Source organism: Phytoactinopolyspora alkaliphila, assembly GCF_010550695.1.
In the GTDB taxonomy this organism is placed as follows: domain Bacteria; phylum Actinomycetota; class Actinomycetes; order Jiangellales; family Jiangellaceae; genus Phytoactinopolyspora; species Phytoactinopolyspora alkaliphila.
This window is the reverse complement of sequence record NZ_JAAGOB010000023.1, coordinates 1-17,837: the sequence shown is the minus strand read 5'-3', so window position 1 is coordinate 17,837 and position 17,837 is coordinate 1. Positions and strand designations below refer to the sequence as shown.

General features: G+C 67.6%; 13 protein-coding genes. 5 read left to right on the top strand and 8 right to left on the bottom strand.

The annotated features are described in order from the left end of the window. Positions 1-298 precede the first annotated feature (298 nt). The 8 genes from G1H11_RS24695 to G1H11_RS24660 form a co-directional block, all read right to left on the bottom strand. The gene (locus G1H11_RS24695) at positions 299-2,050 is read right to left on the bottom strand and encodes a proline--tRNA ligase (RefSeq protein ID WP_174257963.1); all 1,752 of its coding nucleotides are present in this window, start codon (positions 2,048-2,050) and stop codon (positions 299-301) included. Positions 2,051-2,229: 179 nt separating this feature from the next. Continuing rightward, entirely contained in the window at positions 2,230-3,486 is a 1,257-nt protein-coding gene (locus G1H11_RS24690; protein ID WP_163821334.1) for a CapA family protein, read from the bottom strand. A 34-nt stretch (positions 3,487-3,520) separates the two neighbouring features. Further along, complete coding sequence (solA, locus tag G1H11_RS24685; RefSeq protein ID WP_163821333.1) at positions 3,521-4,729, bottom strand: N-methyl-L-tryptophan oxidase; 1,209 nt, start codon at positions 4,727-4,729, stop codon at positions 3,521-3,523. An 86-nt stretch (positions 4,730-4,815) separates the two neighbouring features. Further along, positions 4,816-5,661 carry a GNAT family N-acetyltransferase gene (locus G1H11_RS24680; protein WP_163821332.1) on the bottom strand — a complete coding sequence of 282 codons (846 nt, stop codon included), beginning with the start codon at positions 5,659-5,661 and terminating at the stop codon, positions 4,816-4,818. 189 nt (positions 5,662-5,850) lie between these two features. After that, a complete protein-coding gene (gene ispG / locus G1H11_RS24675) occupies positions 5,851-6,999 on the bottom strand; it encodes a flavodoxin-dependent (E)-4-hydroxy-3-methylbut-2-enyl-diphosphate synthase (protein WP_163821331.1) in 1,149 nt (382 codons plus the stop codon). 15 nt (positions 7,000-7,014) lie between these two features. Beyond that, positions 7,015-8,331: a M50 family metallopeptidase gene (locus G1H11_RS24670; RefSeq protein WP_216844122.1), complete on the bottom strand. Its 1,317-nt coding sequence runs from the start codon at positions 8,329-8,331 to the stop codon at positions 7,015-7,017. A 41-nt stretch (positions 8,332-8,372) separates the two neighbouring features. Then, positions 8,373-9,578: a 1-deoxy-D-xylulose-5-phosphate reductoisomerase gene (gene dxr, locus G1H11_RS24665; RefSeq protein WP_163821330.1), complete on the bottom strand. Its 1,206-nt coding sequence runs from the start codon at positions 9,576-9,578 to the stop codon at positions 8,373-8,375. 126 nt (positions 9,579-9,704) lie between these two features. Continuing rightward, positions 9,705-10,967: a multidrug effflux MFS transporter gene (locus G1H11_RS24660; protein WP_163821358.1), complete on the bottom strand. Its 1,263-nt coding sequence runs from the start codon at positions 10,965-10,967 to the stop codon at positions 9,705-9,707. 577 nt (positions 10,968-11,544) lie between these two features. Between G1H11_RS24660 and G1H11_RS24655 the strand changes: the two genes are divergently transcribed. The 5 genes from G1H11_RS24655 to G1H11_RS24635 all read left to right on the top strand — a co-directional run bounded on the left by G1H11_RS24655 (position 11,545) and on the right by G1H11_RS24635 (position 17,650). Next, positions 11,545-13,440 (top strand): ABC transporter substrate-binding protein, encoded by a 1,896-nt coding sequence (locus tag G1H11_RS24655; protein WP_163821329.1) that lies wholly within the window; start codon positions 11,545-11,547, stop codon positions 13,438-13,440. Between the two features lie 159 nt (positions 13,441-13,599). Then, entirely contained in the window at positions 13,600-14,676 is a 1,077-nt protein-coding gene (locus G1H11_RS24650; protein ID WP_163821328.1) for an ABC transporter permease, read from the top strand. Positions 14,677-14,696: 20 nt separating this feature from the next. After that, positions 14,697-15,632, top strand: a complete 936-nt coding sequence (locus tag G1H11_RS24645; RefSeq protein ID WP_425501278.1) for an ABC transporter permease — start codon at positions 14,697-14,699, stop codon at positions 15,630-15,632. A 13-nt stretch (positions 15,633-15,645) separates the two neighbouring features. Continuing rightward, positions 15,646-16,650: an ABC transporter ATP-binding protein gene (locus G1H11_RS24640; RefSeq protein ID WP_163821327.1), complete on the top strand. Its 1,005-nt coding sequence runs from the start codon at positions 15,646-15,648 to the stop codon at positions 16,648-16,650. Then, on the top strand, positions 16,643-17,650 hold the full coding sequence (locus G1H11_RS24635) for an ABC transporter ATP-binding protein (protein ID WP_163821326.1): 1,008 nt from the start codon (positions 16,643-16,645) through the stop codon (positions 17,648-17,650). Before G1H11_RS24640 ends, G1H11_RS24635 begins: the two co-directional genes overlap by 8 nt. The last annotated feature ends 187 nt before the right edge of the window (positions 17,651-17,837 follow it).

Genomic DNA, 17,837 nt, shown 5'->3' with positions numbered 1-17,837 from the left:
CCCGCCACGACCTCACCGCAGCAGCGCGCCCGGCCGCACCCCGCGGTTTTCCGCACGACCATCTTCACAACCGATGTGTGACCGGTCGTGTGAGCCCCGGCCAGATTGATCAGATGATTGAACGCGGCCCATTGCACCGTTTTGGCCATCTGATCGTTAGGAGTCCGCTAGCTGGGACATGATCAGATGACGTGTCGGCCTCCGAATCGACCAGCTGTGCCATCCGATCAGCCCCATGGGAACGACCGGACGACAAATCGACGATCAGGTGACAGAGTCGCGGGCCGCCGGACGGGTGTCAGGAGCGCAGGACGACGGAACGCAGGTGCCCGACCGCCTCGGCGAGCGGGATCTCGGTGCGCTCACCCGTGCGGCGGTCCTTGACCTCGACGAGCCCGTCGGCGAGCCCGCGGCCGACCACGACGATGGTGGGCACACCCACCAGCTCGGAGTCCTTGAACTTCACGCCTGGGCTGACCCCGCGGCGGTCGTCGTACAGGACAGTGACACCGGATCGTTCCAGCTCGTCGGCGAGTTCGCCCGCGGCTGCGAAGACAGCCTCGTCCTTGCCCGTGGCGACCAGGTGGACGTCCGCGGGCGAGACCTCCCGCGGCCAGACGATGCCCTGCTCGTCATGCGAGTTCTCCACGATGGCCGCGACCGCGCGCGACACCCCCACGCCGTACGAGCCCATGGTGACGGTGACGAGCTTGCCGTTCTCGTCGAGGACTTGCAGGCCCAGCGCCTCCGAGTACTTCCGTCCGAGCTGGAAGATGTGACCCATCTCGATGCCACGCGCCAGTTCCAGAGGCCCGGAGCCGTCCGGCGCCGGATCCCCTGCCCGCACCTCGGCGGCCTCGATGGTTCCGTCGGGTGTGAAGTCCCGTCCGGCGACGAGGTCCAGGACGTGCCGGCCGGCCTGGTCGGCACCGGTGACCCACCGCGTGCCGTCAACGACCCGGGGATCCACCAGGAACCGGATGCCGGACGCGTTCTTCTCCCCCAGCACGCCGGGGCCGATGTAGCCCTTGGCGAGCAGCGGGTGCGCCCTGAAGTCGTCGTCGCCGAACGGCTCCACCGTGGCGGGTTCGACCTGCGCCGTGAGCCGCTTCTCGTCGATCTCGCGGTCACCTGGCACGCCGATGGCCAGAGGCTCCCGGGTGCCGTCGGGGTGGCGCAACATGACCAGAACGTTCTTCAATGTGTCGGCGGCGCTCCAGGGACGGTCTACCCGCGGGAAACGTTCGTTGAGGTGGCCGACGAGCGTCTCTATGGTGGGCGTGTCCGGCGTGTCCTCGACATGCGCTTCGGGCGCGTCGTCGTAGGGCACCGGCGGGGGTACGGGCGTGACCACGGCCTCGACGTTGGCCGCGTATCCACCGGGCGAGCGCACATAGGTGTCCTCGCCGCTGGCCGCGTTGGCGAGGAACTCCTCGCTCGCCGAGCCGCCCATGGCGCCGGACATCGCGGCGACGATGACGTAATCCAACCCGAGCCGGTCGAAGATCTTGATGTAGGCGGCGCGGTGGGCATCATAGGACGCCTTGAACGCCTCGTCCGAGATGTCGAAGGAGTACGAGTCCTTCATGACGAACTCGCGCCCGCGCAGGATTCCCGCCCGGGGGCGCTGCTCGTCGCGGTACTTGGTCTGGATCTGATACAGCGAGAGCGGCAGATCCTTGTACGACGAGTACAGGTCTTTCACCAGGAGGGTGAACATCTCCTCGTGGGTGGGCCCGAGCAGGTAGTCCCCCTCCTTGCGGTCCTTCACCCGGAACAGGTTGGGGCCGTACTCGGTCCAGCGATTGGTGGCCTCGTAGGGCTCGCGGGGCAGCAGCGCGGGGAAGTGCACCTCCTGGGCGCCGATCGCGTCCATCTCCTCGCGCACGATCTGCTCGACCTTGCGCAGCACCCGGTAACCCAGTGGCAGCCAGCTGTAGATGCCCGGCGCCGCCCGGCGGACATAGCCGGCGCGAACCAGCAGCTTGTGGCTGACGACCTCGGCATCGACGGGGTCCTCGCGCAAGGTGCGCAGGAACAGGGTCGACATGCGCATGACCACGGGCGTACTCCAAGTTGGCATTAGTCGATAATCGAAAACAACGAGACGACGACGAGAATAGCCGCCAGACCGGCCGCGCCGACACCCGATATGGCTCGGCGCCGCCCACCACCTGCCTACCTGCGCCAGGTACCGGGCTATCAGCGGCGTGCTCAGCGCCTCCTGAATCAGCCGGCGTCGATCATGCTGAGCCCGGCGTCGGCGGCCTTACGGCTCTCCACGATCTCGACTGTACGGTCCAGAGCCTGCTCCAGGCGGTCCTGCCCGGCAGAGCCGACCTCGCCTGCCGCCAGCGCTCCGGGCACGTCCAGCACCTCGACCGGTGGTTCGTACGTCTGGTACAGCGGCAGGTACTCAGCTGCGGTGACGGTGAAGGAGCCGTCGTCGGGCTCCTCGCTGAACGTGAACCTCACCAGCAACCCCTCGGATCGCGGTCCCTTCGGCTCGGCATGGTTGGCCATCATGTTGCCCATGCCGTAGACCACCCACTGCCCGTCGAACTCCTCCACCGGCTGCACGACGTGAGCGTGGTGCCCGAGCAACAGATCGATGTCCGGCGAGGCGATGAGCGTAGGCGCCAGCTCGCTCTGCTGGGCGTTCGGCTCGTGGACGTACTCGTCGCCCCAGTGCATCGAGACGACGACCACCTCGGCCCCGCTCTCGCGAGCCGCGGCGGCGTCGTCGAGAATGGCGTCCCGTTCGATGAGATTGCTTCGCCAGGTCTCTCCATCGGGATAGGGAATCCCGTTGAAGCCGAACGTGTACGAGATCAGTGCGACCGCCACCGGGCCGCCCGGGGTGTCCACATCGACGATCGTCACCTCGTCGGCTTCCTCCGGTGTCCGCGCGGAGCCCGCGTGAGAGAGGCCGGCGTCATCGAGCGCGTCGAGCGTGCGGTCGACGCCGGCGGCACCCTGGTCGAACGTGTGGTTCGACGCCGTCGTGCAGGCGTCATACCCGGTCTCGGCCAGGGCCGGCACGATCTGCGGCGGACCGGAGAAGGTCGGATAGGCCTCGAACGGCCCGTCCACCGGCGCGATCGGCACCTCGAGGTGACAGACCGCCAGATCCGCGGCCTCGATGACGGGCCTGACGTGCCGCAACTGTGGCGAAAAGTTCCAGGTCCCGTCCGGGTCTGCGTCCAGCCGCGCCTGGGTCCACAGTGGTTCATGCAGCAGCACGTCGCCTGTCGCGGCCAGGGTGAAGGCTCGCACCTCCGGCGTCGGTGCCGGCGACGGCGAATCGCTCGCCGATTCCGTGGGCGCGGCCGTAGGAGACGCCGTGGGCGCGCCGCCCGGCTCAGCCGACGGGCTCGGTGATGCCGTCTGGGCCGAGTCGCCGCCCGGCGTTTCGTCGCTTCCACATGCCGCGAGGGCGAGCACGGAGCTCGCCACGATGCCCGCGAGGGGGCCCACCCGATTCATCGCCACTAGTCTGCCTGACCAGTCCGGCGTGCGGTTACCGGCGTCCCCCGCTCCCGGAACCGCCTGCCGGCGACGTCAGCCTGCCCAGCGCGAAGGGACTCAGGTCCAGGGTGCTCGTACCCGTGGTGACCAACTGCGCGATGGATTCCCCGACCGCGGCGGAGTGCTTGAATCCGTGTCCCGAACAGGGTGATGCGACGATGACGCCGTGGTGAAGCGGATGCCGATCGACCACGAACCCGAAGTCGGGGGTCACCGTGTACAGGCACGACACGCTGCGCACCGCGGCGGCGCGAAGCGCCGGCAGCCGACCGGCCACGCATCTGTGGTAGGTCTGCTCCACTTCCGACGGCAGGACCTCGCGGCGCACGGTGTCCGGTGTGACCGGCGAGCCGTAGTGCTCGGTGCCGACCTTGACTCCGCCGCCGGGGCCGTCGATCGCCGGGAAGCCGTAGCACACGTCCTCTTCGCCGGGCCCGAACTGCCAGATGAACACCGGGCACCGATCGGGCTCGAACGAGCCGTCGGCCAGGTCGCCCGCGAACCAGTTCACCACTTGCCGATACACGGTAAACAGCCCGCCCAGGTCCGGGTCGATGAGTTCGGGCAGCCACGGACCAGCGGCGAGCACCGCCGTGCCCGCGCCGTACCGGCCACGATCGGTGCGCACCACAACGCCGTCGCCGGAGGGAAGGACGTCGAGGACCCGCTCGTCGCGCCGGAGCTGCGCCCCATGCCTGACCGCCAGGTCCAGCTGTGCACGCACTGCCGCCTCAGCCATCACGAAGCCCGCGTCCGGCTCGAAGTAGCCGGCATGCTCCGCGCCGACACCGAACTGAGGGAACCTGTCGGCCAGTTGTCCGGCGTCGAGCACCTCATGGTCGACGCCGTGCCGCCGGGCGATGTCCACGGTGGCGCTAAAGAAGTCGTCGCTCCCGTGCATGGCGGCGCCACCGGCGACCGGACTGATGACCACACCACCGACCTGGTGCAGCAAGCCGGCACCGCTGTCTACTTCGATCTCCCGCCACAGCTCGTGACTGCGCCGGACGAACGGCACGTACACGTCACCCTCGCCGATGGCGAGCCGAGTGATCCGGGTATCACCGTGTGACGATCCGTACGTATGCGGCGGCGCCAGCCGATCGATCCCGAGGACCCGGACTCCTGCCTGCGCCAGTTGGTAGACGGCGGCGCTGCCTGTGGCACCCAGACCGACCACGACGGCTTCGTAACCCTGCATGCTTCACGAGGCTAACGCGCGCCGCGGCAGGACCGTGGGTGGGCCGGCGGGCCGATGGGCTCAGCGCACCAGCGCCGGACGCATGATCACAACATGACGGTGGCGAACGTGCTGACCTGTTTGAAGCCGACGTGGCGGTAGGCGCCCAGCGCGGCGTGGTTGTAGTCGTTGACGTACAGGGAAACCGCTGGGGCGATGTCCCGCAGCGCGTGCACCACCACGGCGGCCATCCCGCCCACGGAGAGCCCCTCGCCTCGGCGGTCCGGGCGCACCCACACGCCCTGCACCTGGCAGGCGCTGGGGCTCACGGCGCCGATCTCGGCTTTGAACACCACGTGGCCGTCCTCGATCCGCGCGAACGCACGCCCTGCCCGCACGAGCTCGGTGAGCCTGGCCCGGTAGTAGGCGCCGCCGTCGTTGCCGTTGGGCGAGATGCCCACCTCCTCGGTGAACATCGCGACCGCGGCGGGATGCAGCACGTCGAGTTCGTCCGGGAGCACTCTGCGCACGTGTGGATCGGGCGCGACGGCCGGCTCACCACGCAACACCATCACCGGCTGCGACGAGCGGACCTCCCGAGCCGGGCCCCACTCCGGGCGCAAGATGTCCCACATGGTGAGCACCGGTTCGGAAGGACCCACCAGTGAGGAACATCGCCGGCCCCGGCGCAGCGCCATGTCGGCGAACGTGCGTGCCGCCGCGGACGTGGCACGGGCGGGCACGAGATTGGCGCCGGCGAAGCACAGCGACGACAGATCACCGGCGTCGTAGTATCCCCACAACTCGCCGCCGAGCCGGGCCGGGGCCAGCTTGGACGAGTGAACCCGCGATCCCAGGAACACGTCCACGTCAGGATCCCGGTCGACCACCTCGGCCACGGCCGGGAAGTCCTTGGGCCCGAGGACACGCAGCGAGGTCAGACTGTCGAGCACAGCTCCGACCTCCTTTACGCGCCCGGACGGCCGGGACGAAGCCGCTTCCTCAGCCGTCAGTCCTTCCAGTGAATCAGGATCGACGCGAAGTTGCACCACATCCCCGGCAGAAACCACCGAATGAATTGGCACGGGCCACGGCGACAAGACGACTAGCGAAGTGACGACCGGGGAAGGCTCCGTAGGCCCTTAACTCACGGTGACCGTCGGCTCCCCCGCGCCGTCGCCCTCCATCGACTCAGCGATGCGCATCGCCTCTTCGATGAGGGTCTCGACGATCTCCGACTCGGGCACGGTCTTGATGACCTCACCCTTGACGAAGATCTGGCCCTTGCCGTTGCCGGACGCCACACCGAGGTCGGCTTCCCGTGCCTCGCCCGGTCCATTGACGACGCATCCCATGACGGCGACCCGTAACGGCACCTCCATCCCTTCCAGGCCGGCCGTCACCCGGTCCGCGAGCGTGTAGACGTCGACCTGCGCACGTCCGCACGACGGGCACGAGACGATCTCCAGCTTGCGCTCCCGGAGGTTTAAGGACTGGAGGATCTGCAAGCCGACCTTGACCTCCTCGACCGGAGGCGCCGACAGGGAGACGCGGATGGTGTCGCCGATGCCCCGGGACAGCAGCGCGCCGAAGGCGACCGACGACTTGATGGTGCCCTGGAACGCCGGCCCCGCCTCGGTGACCCCGAGGTGCAGGGGCCAGTCCCCGCGCTCGGCGAGAAGCTCGTACGCACGCACCATGACCACGGGGTCGTTGTGCTTCACCGAGATCTTGAAGTCGTGGAAGTCGTGCTCCTCGAACAGGGATGCTTCCCAGACCGCCGACTCGACGAGTGCCTCGGCCGTGGGCTTGCCGTACTTCTCCAGCAGGCGGGGGTCGAGAGAGCCGGCGTTGACGCCTATCCGCAGCGAGACGCCGGCGTCCTTGGCGGCTTTGGCGATCTCGCCGACCTTGTCGTCGAACTTCTTGATGTTGCCTGGGTTGACCCGGACCGCCGCGCAGCCGGCGTCGATGGCGGCGAAGACGTATTTGGGCTGGAAGTGGATATCGGCGATGACAGGGATCTGCGACTTCTTCGCGATGGCCGGTAACGCGTCGGCGTCGTCCGCACTCGGCACCGCAACCCGGACGATGTCACATCCGGAGGCGGTCAGCTCGGCGATCTGCTGAAGAGTGGCGTTGATGTCCGTGGTGGGCGTGGTCGTCATCGACTGGACGGAGACCGGCGCGTCGCCGCCCACGTCGACCTTGCCGACCTTGATCTTGCGGGATTTGCGCCGCTCCGCCAGCACCGGAGCCGGCATGGCAGGCATTCCCAACGCAACATTCATAGTGTCGATTCTCCCTTACCCGAACAGCCTGATCGGGTTGACGATGTCGGCGTAGATGAGCAGGACCGCCATGCCGATCAACAGGAACGCCACGCCGTACGCGATAGGCAAGCCCTTCGCCACGTCGACGGGCCGGGGCATCGGTCTTCGCGTCGCCCGGGCCCAGCCGCGTTTGATCCCCTCCCAGATGGCGCCCGCCGCATGCCCGCCGTCCAGCGGCAGCAACGGAACCAGGTTGAAGATGGCGATGGCCATGTTGAACGTGGCCAGAAGCATGATGAAGGTGACGATGCGTTCCGCGCCCGCCAGCTCGGACACGATCTCGCCGCCGATCCGGCCGGCCCCGACGATGCTGACCGGAGTCTCGGGGTCGCGTTCCGCGCCGCCGAAAGCCGCGTCCCAGACGTTGCCCATACGCTGCGGGATCCCCGCCATGGCGTCGAGCATCCGGGTCATGAACGTCCCGCTCCACGCCATCACCCCGGCGACGTTCTCTTTCTCGTAGTGGTCGATGATCGGGCTGACCCCGAGGAAGCCGACCTCGCTGTACTCGGGGTCGTCGACGGTGCTGTCGGCGGTCGGCCGTTCAGCCATGATCAGGTCCGGGCTGAGCGTCAGCTGCTCACCGTCACGCACGACGCCGATTCGCACCGGTCCAGCCCCGGCTGCGCGGATCTCGGCGGACACCTGCTCCCACGACGTCACCGGCTGGTCATTGAAGATGACGATCTCGTCGCCCGGTTGGAAGCCCGCCTCCGCCGCCGGCGCCGGGGCGTCGTCGGGCTCGCAGGCCACCCGGCCCTCGGACGCGGGGATGACACACTCACTGACCGAGCTGACCGTGGGCGCCAGCACGGGTTTCTCCGGATTTCCGAAGGTCATGAGGACACCGCCGGCCAGCAGCAGGGCCAGCACGACGTTCATCGCGGGACCGCCCAGCATGACGATGAGCTTCTTCCACCAGGCCTTGCGGTAGAAGACGCGGTCTTCGTCGCCGGGCTCGATCTCCTCCTTGGCGGCGCGCCGCGCGTCCTCGACGAGCGCCTGGATGGGGCCGGTGCTGGCCTTGCGCAGCCGATGAGGGTCTCCGCCGGGTTCCGGCGGGAACATCCCGATCATCCGGACGAATCCGCCGAGCGGGATCGCCTTGAGGCCGTACTCCGTGTCACCTCGCCGGCGCGACCACACGGTGCGCCCGAAGCCCACCATGTACTGGGTGACCTTGATTCCGAAGAGCTTGGCGGGAACCATGTGGCCGATCTCGTGCAGCGCGATGGAGATCATCAGGCCGAGCAGGAACAGCAGGATCCCGACAATGACGAGAACGTCCACCTAGCGCCCTGCTTTCACTGTGCGGCCAACAGGTTGGGGGCTCACTGATGTCCTTCTTCCGACGTGATGATCTCGCGGGCGCGCGTGCGGGCCCACCGCTCCGCCGCGAGAACGTCCGCGATGCGTGTGACGTTCCCTCCAGGGTACTCGCCGAGTACTCGCGCGACCGTGTCGACGATGCCGGTGAAGGGCAGACGGCGGTCGTGGAAGGCGTCGACGCATTCCTCGTTGGCGGCGTTGTACACCGCGGGCGCCGCGCCTCCGCGACTCCCCGCCTCCCGGGCGAGCTCGACCGCCGGGAACGCGTCGTTGTCCAGCGGGAAGAACTCCCAGGTGGAGGCCTTGGTCCAGTCACACGCGGGGGCGATGTCGGGGATCCGCTCCGGCCAGGTGAGCGCCAGGCCGATGGCGAGGCGCATGTCCGGAGGGCTGGCCTTCGCCAGCGTGGAGCCGTCCACGAATTCCACCATCGAGTGCACGACTGATTGGGGGTGCACCACCACCTCGATGGCCTCGAACGCCACGTCGAACAGCAGATGCGCCTCGATGACCTCGAGGCCCTTGTTGACCAGCGTCGCCGAGTTGGTGGTGATCACCCGGCCCATGTTCCACGTGGGGTGCGCCAGCGCCTGCTCAGGGGTGACGCCGGCCAGCTCGGCCCGGGTGCGTCCGCGGAACGGCCCGCCGCTGGCGGTGACGACGAGCCGACGCACTTCGTCGGCGTCTCCCCCGCGCAAGCATTGGGCCAGCGCGCTGTGCTCGCTGTCGACCGGGACGATCTGGCCAGGCGCGGCCGCGGCTTTCACCAGAGGCCCGCCGGCGATCAGCGACTCCTTGTTCGCCAGGGCCAGCGTGTGCCCCGCGTCGAGTGCGGCAAGCGTCGGGCCGAGCCCGATCGACCCGGTGATCCCGTTCAGGACGACGTCGCACCGGTACCCCGCCAGCTCGGTGGCGGCGTCCGGTCCGGTGAGCATCTTGGGAACGGCGAAGTCCCCGGAGCTGTAGCCGCGCCTGCTCGCCTCGGCGTAGAACGCGAGCAGCAGGTCCTCAGCGGCTCCGGCCTTCGCCACCGCCACCACCTCGACGCCGAGGTCGAGCGCCTGCGCGGCGAGCAGATCCGGATCCGACCCGCCCGCCGCCAGACCCGTGACCCGCAGCCGGTCCGGGTTGCGCGTGACCACGTCGATGGCCTGGGTGCCGATCGATCCGGTGGAGCCGAGCACGATGACATCTCGGGGAGCATTCACCACCCCATTGTGTCTCAGCGCATGCCAGGGTTTGTGGTCGGTCAAATCGGACATTTCGACCTCAGTAGCGACCACAAACCCTGGCATGCGCCGCGATCGGAGGGGGAATTGGCCCACCTCCGACGTTCAGGCTGCCGCCTGGTCCGCGGATGGCAGCACGGCCCGGTCCGCCGCGGGGACCGACGTCCGTGCCGGCGGCACCCCCGCCTGGGCTCTGGTCAATCGCCCGGGACGGACGACAATGAACACCACGACCACGGCCAGCGCGGTCAGCGCCACCATGACCGCGGCCATCGGGACCGCGGAGTCGGTCTCGAAGGCGCCGACGAGAGGAGCGATCAGGGCCCCGACGGCGAAATTCATCGCACCCAGCAGCGACGCCGCCGTTCCGGCCGAGCGGCCGTGCCCCGCGAGGGCGAGCGCCGGAATGTTGGGCAGCGTGAAGCCGATGGTCGAGAGCATGAAGAACAGCGGTACCGCGATGCCCATAAACCCGTACGCCCCGGTGAGCGCGAAGGTGAACAGCACGACGCAGGCAAGAGTGCTGGCCACGACCGCCGCCCCGAGGACCCAGGCGGCACCGAAGCGCTGGACGGCGCGTGGGTTGAACTGAGTGGCGATCACCAGACCCACCGAGTTCACTCCGAACATGAGCGCGTACTGCTGCTCGGAGAGGCCGTAGACGCCCTGGAAGACGAACGACGAGCCGGCGATATAGGCGAACAGCGCGCCCATCATCAATCCGCCGGTGAGCATGAGCCCGACAAATGTCCGGTCGCGCAGGATAGGTCCGTACGCGCGCATGCTGGCCCGCACACCGCCGCCGTGCCTCCCCTCCGGGGGCAATGTCTCGCGCAGTCCGAAGATCACGACGGCGACCAGCACGGCCCCGAGGAGGGCCAGCACCCAGAACACGCCCCGCCAGTCGGTGAACCGCAGGACCTGCCCGCCGAGCGTCGGCGCCAGGATCGGGGCCACCCCCATCACCAGCATGAGCCGGGACAACAGCCGCACCGCGGCGAGCCCGGTGTACATGTCCCGGACCACAGCCATAGACACCACGGCACCCGCCGCCGCAGCCATTCCCTGCAAAACCCGGAAGGCGCCCAAGGTGGCGATGTTGGGCGCGAGCGCACACAGCACCGAGGCCGCCACGTGGACGACCACCGCGACCATGAGTGGGCGCCGCCGGCCGAGCCGGTCCGACATCGGGCCGATGATCAACTGACCGATCGCCACGCCCATGAGCGTCCCGGTCAGGGTGAGCTGCACCATCGACTCCGCGGCGTCGAGATCATCGGAGATGGCCGGGAACGCCGGCAGGTACATGTCGATGGTGAGGGGGCCGAGAGCGGTCAGGGTGCCGAGCACGAGAACGGTGCGCACCATGGCAAGCCGGCCGGGAGCGGACGTGAGCGGTGGCTCCGTGCCGGCGGCACTGTTCGAGGCGTTCAGGACAGGACCTCCGCGGCGGATGCAGGGATGGGCGTGGCCGAGACTGTTCGCGGCTACGCCGGCGCGAGGTATGCCAGGTACAACTTTGCCAGACGATCCTGACAATCTCCATCGGGAGATCGCCACGCCACCCAGCACGCCACCAGGCGAGTCGGCCATGGCCGACGGTGAATCGGCGAGGAGCCCAACATCGTGCGACACGCAGAGGCTAGGCTCGGCACACACAGCATTACCGACTGGCACGCCACCCGTCATCGCCGTCGTACGCGAGATTCGGCCTTCTTCCGGAAAACATTCGCTAGGGCCGTAGCGTAACGGGAAGATTTCCTGCATTATCTCGATTCGGTATAGCCCTCTGGTAGTTCGCGCCGTCAAGAGGTCCAGACCATTGACGCTGGCTCCCAGCGATGGTAGACCAACCGGTCAACAGGTCTATGTCCGGCCTGTTGACCGGACGTCCCCGAAGCATGTGCTCCTGACTCGATTGCGAGGTACTCGCAGCATCATGGTGATGACACCGAATAGAAGGCGCTGGCGCCAGACCGCAGCATTGGCCGCGGCCGCGTGTCTACCAGCGGTCGCGTTGGCGGCACCGGCAGCCCACGCGAGCGACGACGCGTCCGACGTCGCGCTGGTCGTGGGCAAGGTGGGCCTGAACGACATTCCCCACATGAATCCGCTCGACTCCGGATGGGTCATCCAGGGTGAGTTCAACAACCTGATGTACGACCCCCTCATCCGGTGGAATCAGGAGGACTACACCTCGGCGCCGGGGCTGGCGGAGAGCTGGGAGGTCTCTGAGGATGGCCTCACCTGGACGTACCACATCGACCCCGACGCCACATGGTCCGACGGCGAGCCTGTCACAGCCGATGACGCGAAGTTCACCTTCGAGCTTCTCCAGACCAACGAGGTGTTCAACGGCCGGCACGGCGGCCTGGTGAACCAGATGACCTCCATCGAGGCGCCCGACGACCAGACCCTGGTCGTCACCACCGAAGAGCCCAGCGCCATCATGAACCATCTCAGCAACACCATGATCATGCCCGAGCATGTGTGGAGCGAGATGGAGAACCCCGAGGAGTACACCGGCGAGCCGGAGCAGCCCACGTCGGGCCCGTTCCACCTCACCGAGTACACCCCCGGCGGACGCGTGGTGCTGACCGCCAACCCGGACTACTGGGCAGGTCCGGTCGCCTACGACCAGATCATCTTCCAGAGCTTCGAGACCAGCGAGGCCGCGGTCCAGGCGCTGCAGCAGGGCGAGATCGACTTCCTCGACGGCCTGAACCCCGAACAAGCCGCGGCGCTGGAGGCGGCGGACGGCATCACCCTCAACATCCAGCCCAGCCGTCATTGGGAGAACATCGGCTTCAACACCGGGGCACGGACCAAGGACGGCACGGAGATGGGCGACGGGCACCCGGCGCTCCAGGACGCCGCGGTGCGCCAGGCCATCCACCACGTGATCGACAAGGAGCGGCTCGTCGACGTCATCCTCGATGGCAACGGCACCCCCGGCGTGGGGATCGTCGCGCCGATCTTCTCGGAGATGTTCTGGGACCCGGGCGAGGAGACAGTAGAGGTCAGCGTCGACATCGGCAACCAGATTCTCGACGACGCCGGCTATGACGAGCGGGACTCCAACGGCATCCGGATCGACCCCGAGAGCGGCGAACCGCTGAACTTCCGGCTGCTGTACCACTCCGACCGGCCCACCTATGCCGACATTCAGGACTTCCTCGTCGACTGGATCTCTGAGCTGGATATCCAGGTGGAACCGATCCCTATGGAGAGCACTCCGCTCAACGAGGAGACCGCGGCCGGCAATTACGACATCGCCTTCGGCGGCTGGAACTATGGCCCGGACCCGGACGAAGACTTCGCCTACCACACCTGTGACCGGCTGCCCGATGAGCCGGAGCCAACGGACCTGACCTTCAACTTCTACTGCAACGAGGACTTCGACGCCCTCTGGAACGAGCAGAAGCACGAAACGGACCCCGCCGCCCGCGCCGAGATCGTCCAAGAGATGCAGCGGATCATCTACGAGGACAGTCCGAACATCATCCTCTACTACGACCACGCCATGGAGGCGTACTCCGACGAGTGGACCGGCTTCGGCATGCTGCCGTCTTCCGGCGGTGCGATCGCACGGCAGCAGGCCGCGTACGGCTATGCCCAGGCCGTACCCGCCGACGCGCAGACCGGTGAGGCCTCCGGGGACGACGGCGAAGCCGGAGCCGATGCCGACGGCGACGCGGACGACGACGCCGCTGCCGCCAGCGACGACGGTGATTCCAACACCGGGCTGATCATCGGCCTGGTGATCGCCGGCCTGATCGTCGTCGGCGGGATCGCATTCTGGGTGACGCGGCGGCGCGCCACCGCCGAGGAGCGCGAGTAGACACACCGATGCCATTCAGCACGTGGGTGATGCAGAAGAACGACGTGCTCCATCTCCTCAGGTGGGAGCCCGCACCGAACACGGGCTCCCTCCACCGTCGCCGGAGCTCTGCACAACCCACACGGGCCTTGCTCGCGCAATAGAGGAGCTCGCAACTCGATGGGATACCTCCCCACCACGCCGGCGTCGGAGTCGCCTCTCGGTGACTCCGGCGCCGGCGAGACCCCCACCGGCACCAGCCGCCCGACGGCCCGAAGCGACTTCTGGCGCTATCTCGGCGGCCGCCTCTCCGGTGCCGCGGTCTCGATGATCCTTGTTCTGTTCAGTGCCTTCTTCATCTTCCGCATCATCGGCGGCGATCCGGTGCGGGCGGTGGTGGGCGACTCCCCGACCACGCCGGAGCAGCGGCAGGAGATCCGCGACCGGCTGGGCTTGGATGATCCCCTGGGTGTGCAGTTCTGGGATTACGTCAAACGCGTCTTCACGATGGACTGGGGCACCTCCTACGTCTCTACCGGTGCAGAGGTCACCGATCTGATGTGGGCGCGCCTGCCCAACACCTTGCTGCTGACCGGCACCGCGCTCATCCTCGCGGCCGGTCTCGGTGTCTGGATCGGCGCCAGAGCAGGCTGGAAACAAGGGAGCATGTTCGAGAAGACGCAGGTCGGAATATCGCTGACACTGTGGTCGGCTCCCACATTCTGGCTGGGCATGATCGTCATCATCGTCTTCTCGGTGAAGCTCGGCCTGTTTCCGGTGAACGGCATGCGCTCTGCGCGTGGTGTGGCGGACGGCTTCCTGCCAGAACTACTGGACGTCGCCCACCATCTGGTCCTGCCGGCCTTCACCATGGCGGCAGTCATCTACGCCCAGTATGTGCTGATCATGCGCTCGTCCATCATGGAGGAGAAGGGCAACGACTATCTCACTGTGGCCAAGGCCAAAGGCTTGCGCGACGACGTCGTCCGCCGTCGCCACGCGGTACCCAATGCCATGCTGCCCACCGTCACCCTGATCGCATTGCAATTCGGTGCGATCTTCAACGGTGCTCTGCTGACCGAGACGATCTTCAGCTGGCCTGGGCTCGGTCTGCTCTTCTACCACGCAATCAAGATTCCGGATATTCCGTTGCTCCAGGTGCTGTTCATCTTCTTCGCCGGGACGACGATCCTGGCCAACACACTCGCCGACATCCTCTACCGCTTCCTCGACCCGAGAGTGCGGAGGTCGGCATGAGCGGAACGCGACCAGAAGACATGCGCGGAACGCGACCAGAAGGCATGAACGGCGACGGGACACTGCGCACGGCCCGCGCCATAGTCTGGGCCAGGCGCCGAGCCGCGATGGCATCCTTCTGGCGGATGTACCGCGCACAGCGTGGCGGGATGTTCGGTCTTGGCCTGCTCCTGATCATCACGCTCATCACGCTCCTTGCGCCCTACTACACCGACGAGTCCGAACTCCGGGCATCCAACGCGCCCGGCGGACGGATGGAGCCCCCCAGTTCAGAGTTCTGGTTCGGCACCGACCAGACAGGGCGTTCCATCCTGCTGATGGTGATCTGGGGTGCTCGCGTATCGTTGCAGGTCGGCATCGTCGCCGCGGTTCTCGCGGTGACCATGGGCACCCTGATCGGCATGTCAGCCGCGCATTTCGGCGGCTGGATCTCCTGGGTTCTGATGCGGCTTACCGACTGGTTCATCGTGCTGCCGAGCCTGGTGCTCGCGATCGCCCTCGTCATGGCGCTGGGACCCAGCCGGACCACCATCATCATCGCTATCGCACTCACGTCCTGGGCGGGCACCGCGCGCCTCGTACGGGCGCAGACGATGGCCATCGAGGGCAGACCCTACCTGGAGCGGGCCAAGGCGCTCGGCGCCGGGCACTGGCACCAGATGTCACGCCATGTCCTGCCGAACCTGATGCCCCTGGTCCTCGCAAGCGCCACTCTGCAGGTCTCCAGCGCCATCCTGTCCGAGGCGTCGCTGTCCTTCCTCGGATTGGGCGACCCGAGCCGGTTCTCCTGGGGAACCATCCTCCAGAGAGCGTTCCTTTCTGGCGCGATCTCCAGCGGCGCCTGGTGGTACATGCTCCCGCCGGGACTCGCCATCCTGCTCGTCGTCCTCGCTTTCACGTTATGCGGTCGCGCGATGGAAACTGTCCTCAACCCGCGCCTGCGCGGCGGCAAGTGAAGGGGGACCAGCGATGCCCGCACTCGAAATCGACGATCTCAGGATCACCTACCGTGGTTCACGCGGCGTCATACCGGCCGTGCGAGGGATCTCGCTCAGTCTCGAGCCCGGCGACACTCTCGGCCTGGCCGGCGAGTCCGGATGCGGCAAGTCCACCGTCGCCGCCGCGGCCCTGCGGCTGCTGCCCCCAGGCACGGAGGTGTCCGGACGCATCATGCTCGGCGGCGAGGACATCCTCACCATGTCCTTCGGGCGGCTTCGCGCCGTGCGCTGGGCCGGGGCGTCCATCGTGTTCCAAGGCGCGATGCACTCCCTGAACCCGGTGCACCGCATCGCCAGGCAGGTCGCCGAGCCGATCGTGCTGCACGAGGGCGTCTCCACCGACGCCGCCGAGAAGCGAGCCATCGAGCTGATGGCTCAGGTGGGTCTGCCCGCTTGGCGCGCACGGAGCTATCCGCACGAGCTGTCGGGCGGGCAGCGGCAACGGGTCATGATCGCGATGGCTCTGGCCTGCTCCCCGCAGCTGATCATCGCCGACGAGGCGACGACCGCCTTGGACGTCATGATCCAGGCTCAAGTGCTTGCCCTGCTCGAAGGCCTGGTCGCGGACCGGAACATCGCGCTGATCATGATCAGCCACGACTTGTCGGTGCTGGCCGAGACCTGTGCCCGGCTCGCCGTGATGTACGCGGGGAAGCTCGTCGAGGAGGGACCCTCGCACGAGGTCTTCGGCCACGCGCGGCACCCCTACGCTCAAGCTCTCTCCGCCGCGTTCCCCACCGTCGGCGACCCGGCCGAACGACGTAACCCGCACGGCCTCGCCGGTGATCCGCCGGACCCGGCCGCGCTACCTACCGGATGCTCGTTCCATCCGCGCTGCCCGGTGGTGATGGACACATGTGCGTCCACTCAGGTGGAGCTACGCCATGCCCGCTCGGACTGGCAGGCGGCCTGTCTGCGGGTCGAGCCCATGGCACCCGCCCAGCCCGCCATGCTCGCAGAGGAGAAGCATGACTGACGGTACAGCCGAGCCGATACTGAGCGCGCGGGATCTGGCCGTCCAGTTCACCGCACCAGGCGGACGTGTCGCCCGCGCCGTTGACGGCGTCAACCTCGAACTTCGCGAAGGTGAGATTCTGGCGCTGGCGGGTGAGTCCGGCTGCGGAAAGACAACGCTGGCGCGCACGCTGCTCGGCTTGGAACGCCCGACGTCAGGCGTCGTCTCCTACCAGGGCACGCCGCTGCGCTACTCCACCAGGGCGCTCAGGGCCTACCGCCGAGCCGCACAATTGGTCCTCCAGGATCCGACCGGCGCGCTGAATCCGAGACACACCGTCTACGAGGCGGTCGCCGAAGGGCTGAGGATTCATGGGATCCACGAGAACGAGCGCGATCGAGTGGCCGACGCCCTCTCCCGCGCCGGCCTGCGTCCCGCCGAGAAGTTCTTCCTCGCCTACCCGCATGAGCTCTCCGGAGGGCAACGCCAGCGTGTGGTAATCGCGGGCGCCCTGGTGCTCGATCCTCAGGTCATCATCGCCGACGAACCGGTGGCCTCGCTCGACGCCTCAGTGCGGGGCGAGATCCTGGCCCTGCTGCTGAGGCTGCGCGACGAGCTCGGCCTAGCCGCCGTCGTCGTCACCCATGATCTCGGGCTGGCCTGGAACATCGCCGACCGCATCGCGGTGATGTACCTCGGCCGTATCGTCGAGGAAGGCACCGTCGACGACGTCCTCACCAGGCCACAGCATCCCTACACCCAGGCGCTGGTCTCGGTGCTGCCGAACTCCGCCCTCGCCGACCCCGTCGTCCTGTCGGGCGAGCCGCCGGACGCGACTCAGGTGCCGCACGGGTGCCGGTTCCATCCGCGGTGCCAGGTCCTCGCCAGCGGACTGTCCGCTCAGGCCGGGGTGGACGACGCCTGCCGCACCAAGGATCTCGGGATGCTCACTCTGGATCAGGGCTCGCACGTCGCCTGCCACTATGCCGCTGCCCGCGCCGGCTCCCCCGCCGCACCCTGATCCCCGCGCCCACACCCACCTCCGAATGATCATGTAAACCATGTTTTCTCGTGCTTCACCAGGCCTGCAGGCATCTCGGGTTCATGTGGTGAACGCAACACCCTGTGTTTCGGAGGTGTTGCAGGATGGGGCGTCCGCGGATTCCGGTGCAGGTGCGGCGTGAGTTTTGGCGGTTGATTCGCGGTGG

Coding starts and splice junctions, on each gene's coding strand:
- G1H11_RS24695 (WP_174257963.1), bottom strand. CDS start 2,050: ATGTCGACCCTGTTCCTGCGCACCTTGCGCGAGGACCCCGTCGATGCC.
- G1H11_RS24690 (WP_163821334.1), bottom strand. CDS start 3,486: ATGAATCGGGTGGGCCCCCTCGCGGGCATCGTGGCGAGCTCCGTGCTC.
- solA (WP_163821333.1), bottom strand. CDS start 4,729: ATGCAGGGTTACGAAGCCGTCGTGGTCGGTCTGGGTGCCACAGGCAGC.
- ispG (WP_163821331.1), bottom strand. CDS start 6,999: ATGAATGTTGCGTTGGGAATGCCTGCCATGCCGGCTCCGGTGCTGGCG.
- G1H11_RS24660 (WP_163821358.1), bottom strand. CDS start 10,967: ATGGTGCGCACCGTTCTCGTGCTCGGCACCCTGACCGCTCTCGGCCCC.
- G1H11_RS24655 (WP_163821329.1), top strand. CDS start 11,545: ATGACACCGAATAGAAGGCGCTGGCGCCAGACCGCAGCATTGGCCGCG.
- G1H11_RS24650 (WP_163821328.1), top strand. CDS start 13,600: ATGGGATACCTCCCCACCACGCCGGCGTCGGAGTCGCCTCTCGGTGAC.
- G1H11_RS24645 (WP_425501278.1), top strand. CDS start 14,697: ATGCGCGGAACGCGACCAGAAGGCATGAACGGCGACGGGACACTGCGC.
- G1H11_RS24640 (WP_163821327.1), top strand. CDS start 15,646: ATGCCCGCACTCGAAATCGACGATCTCAGGATCACCTACCGTGGTTCA.
- G1H11_RS24635 (WP_163821326.1), top strand. CDS start 16,643: ATGACTGACGGTACAGCCGAGCCGATACTGAGCGCGCGGGATCTGGCC.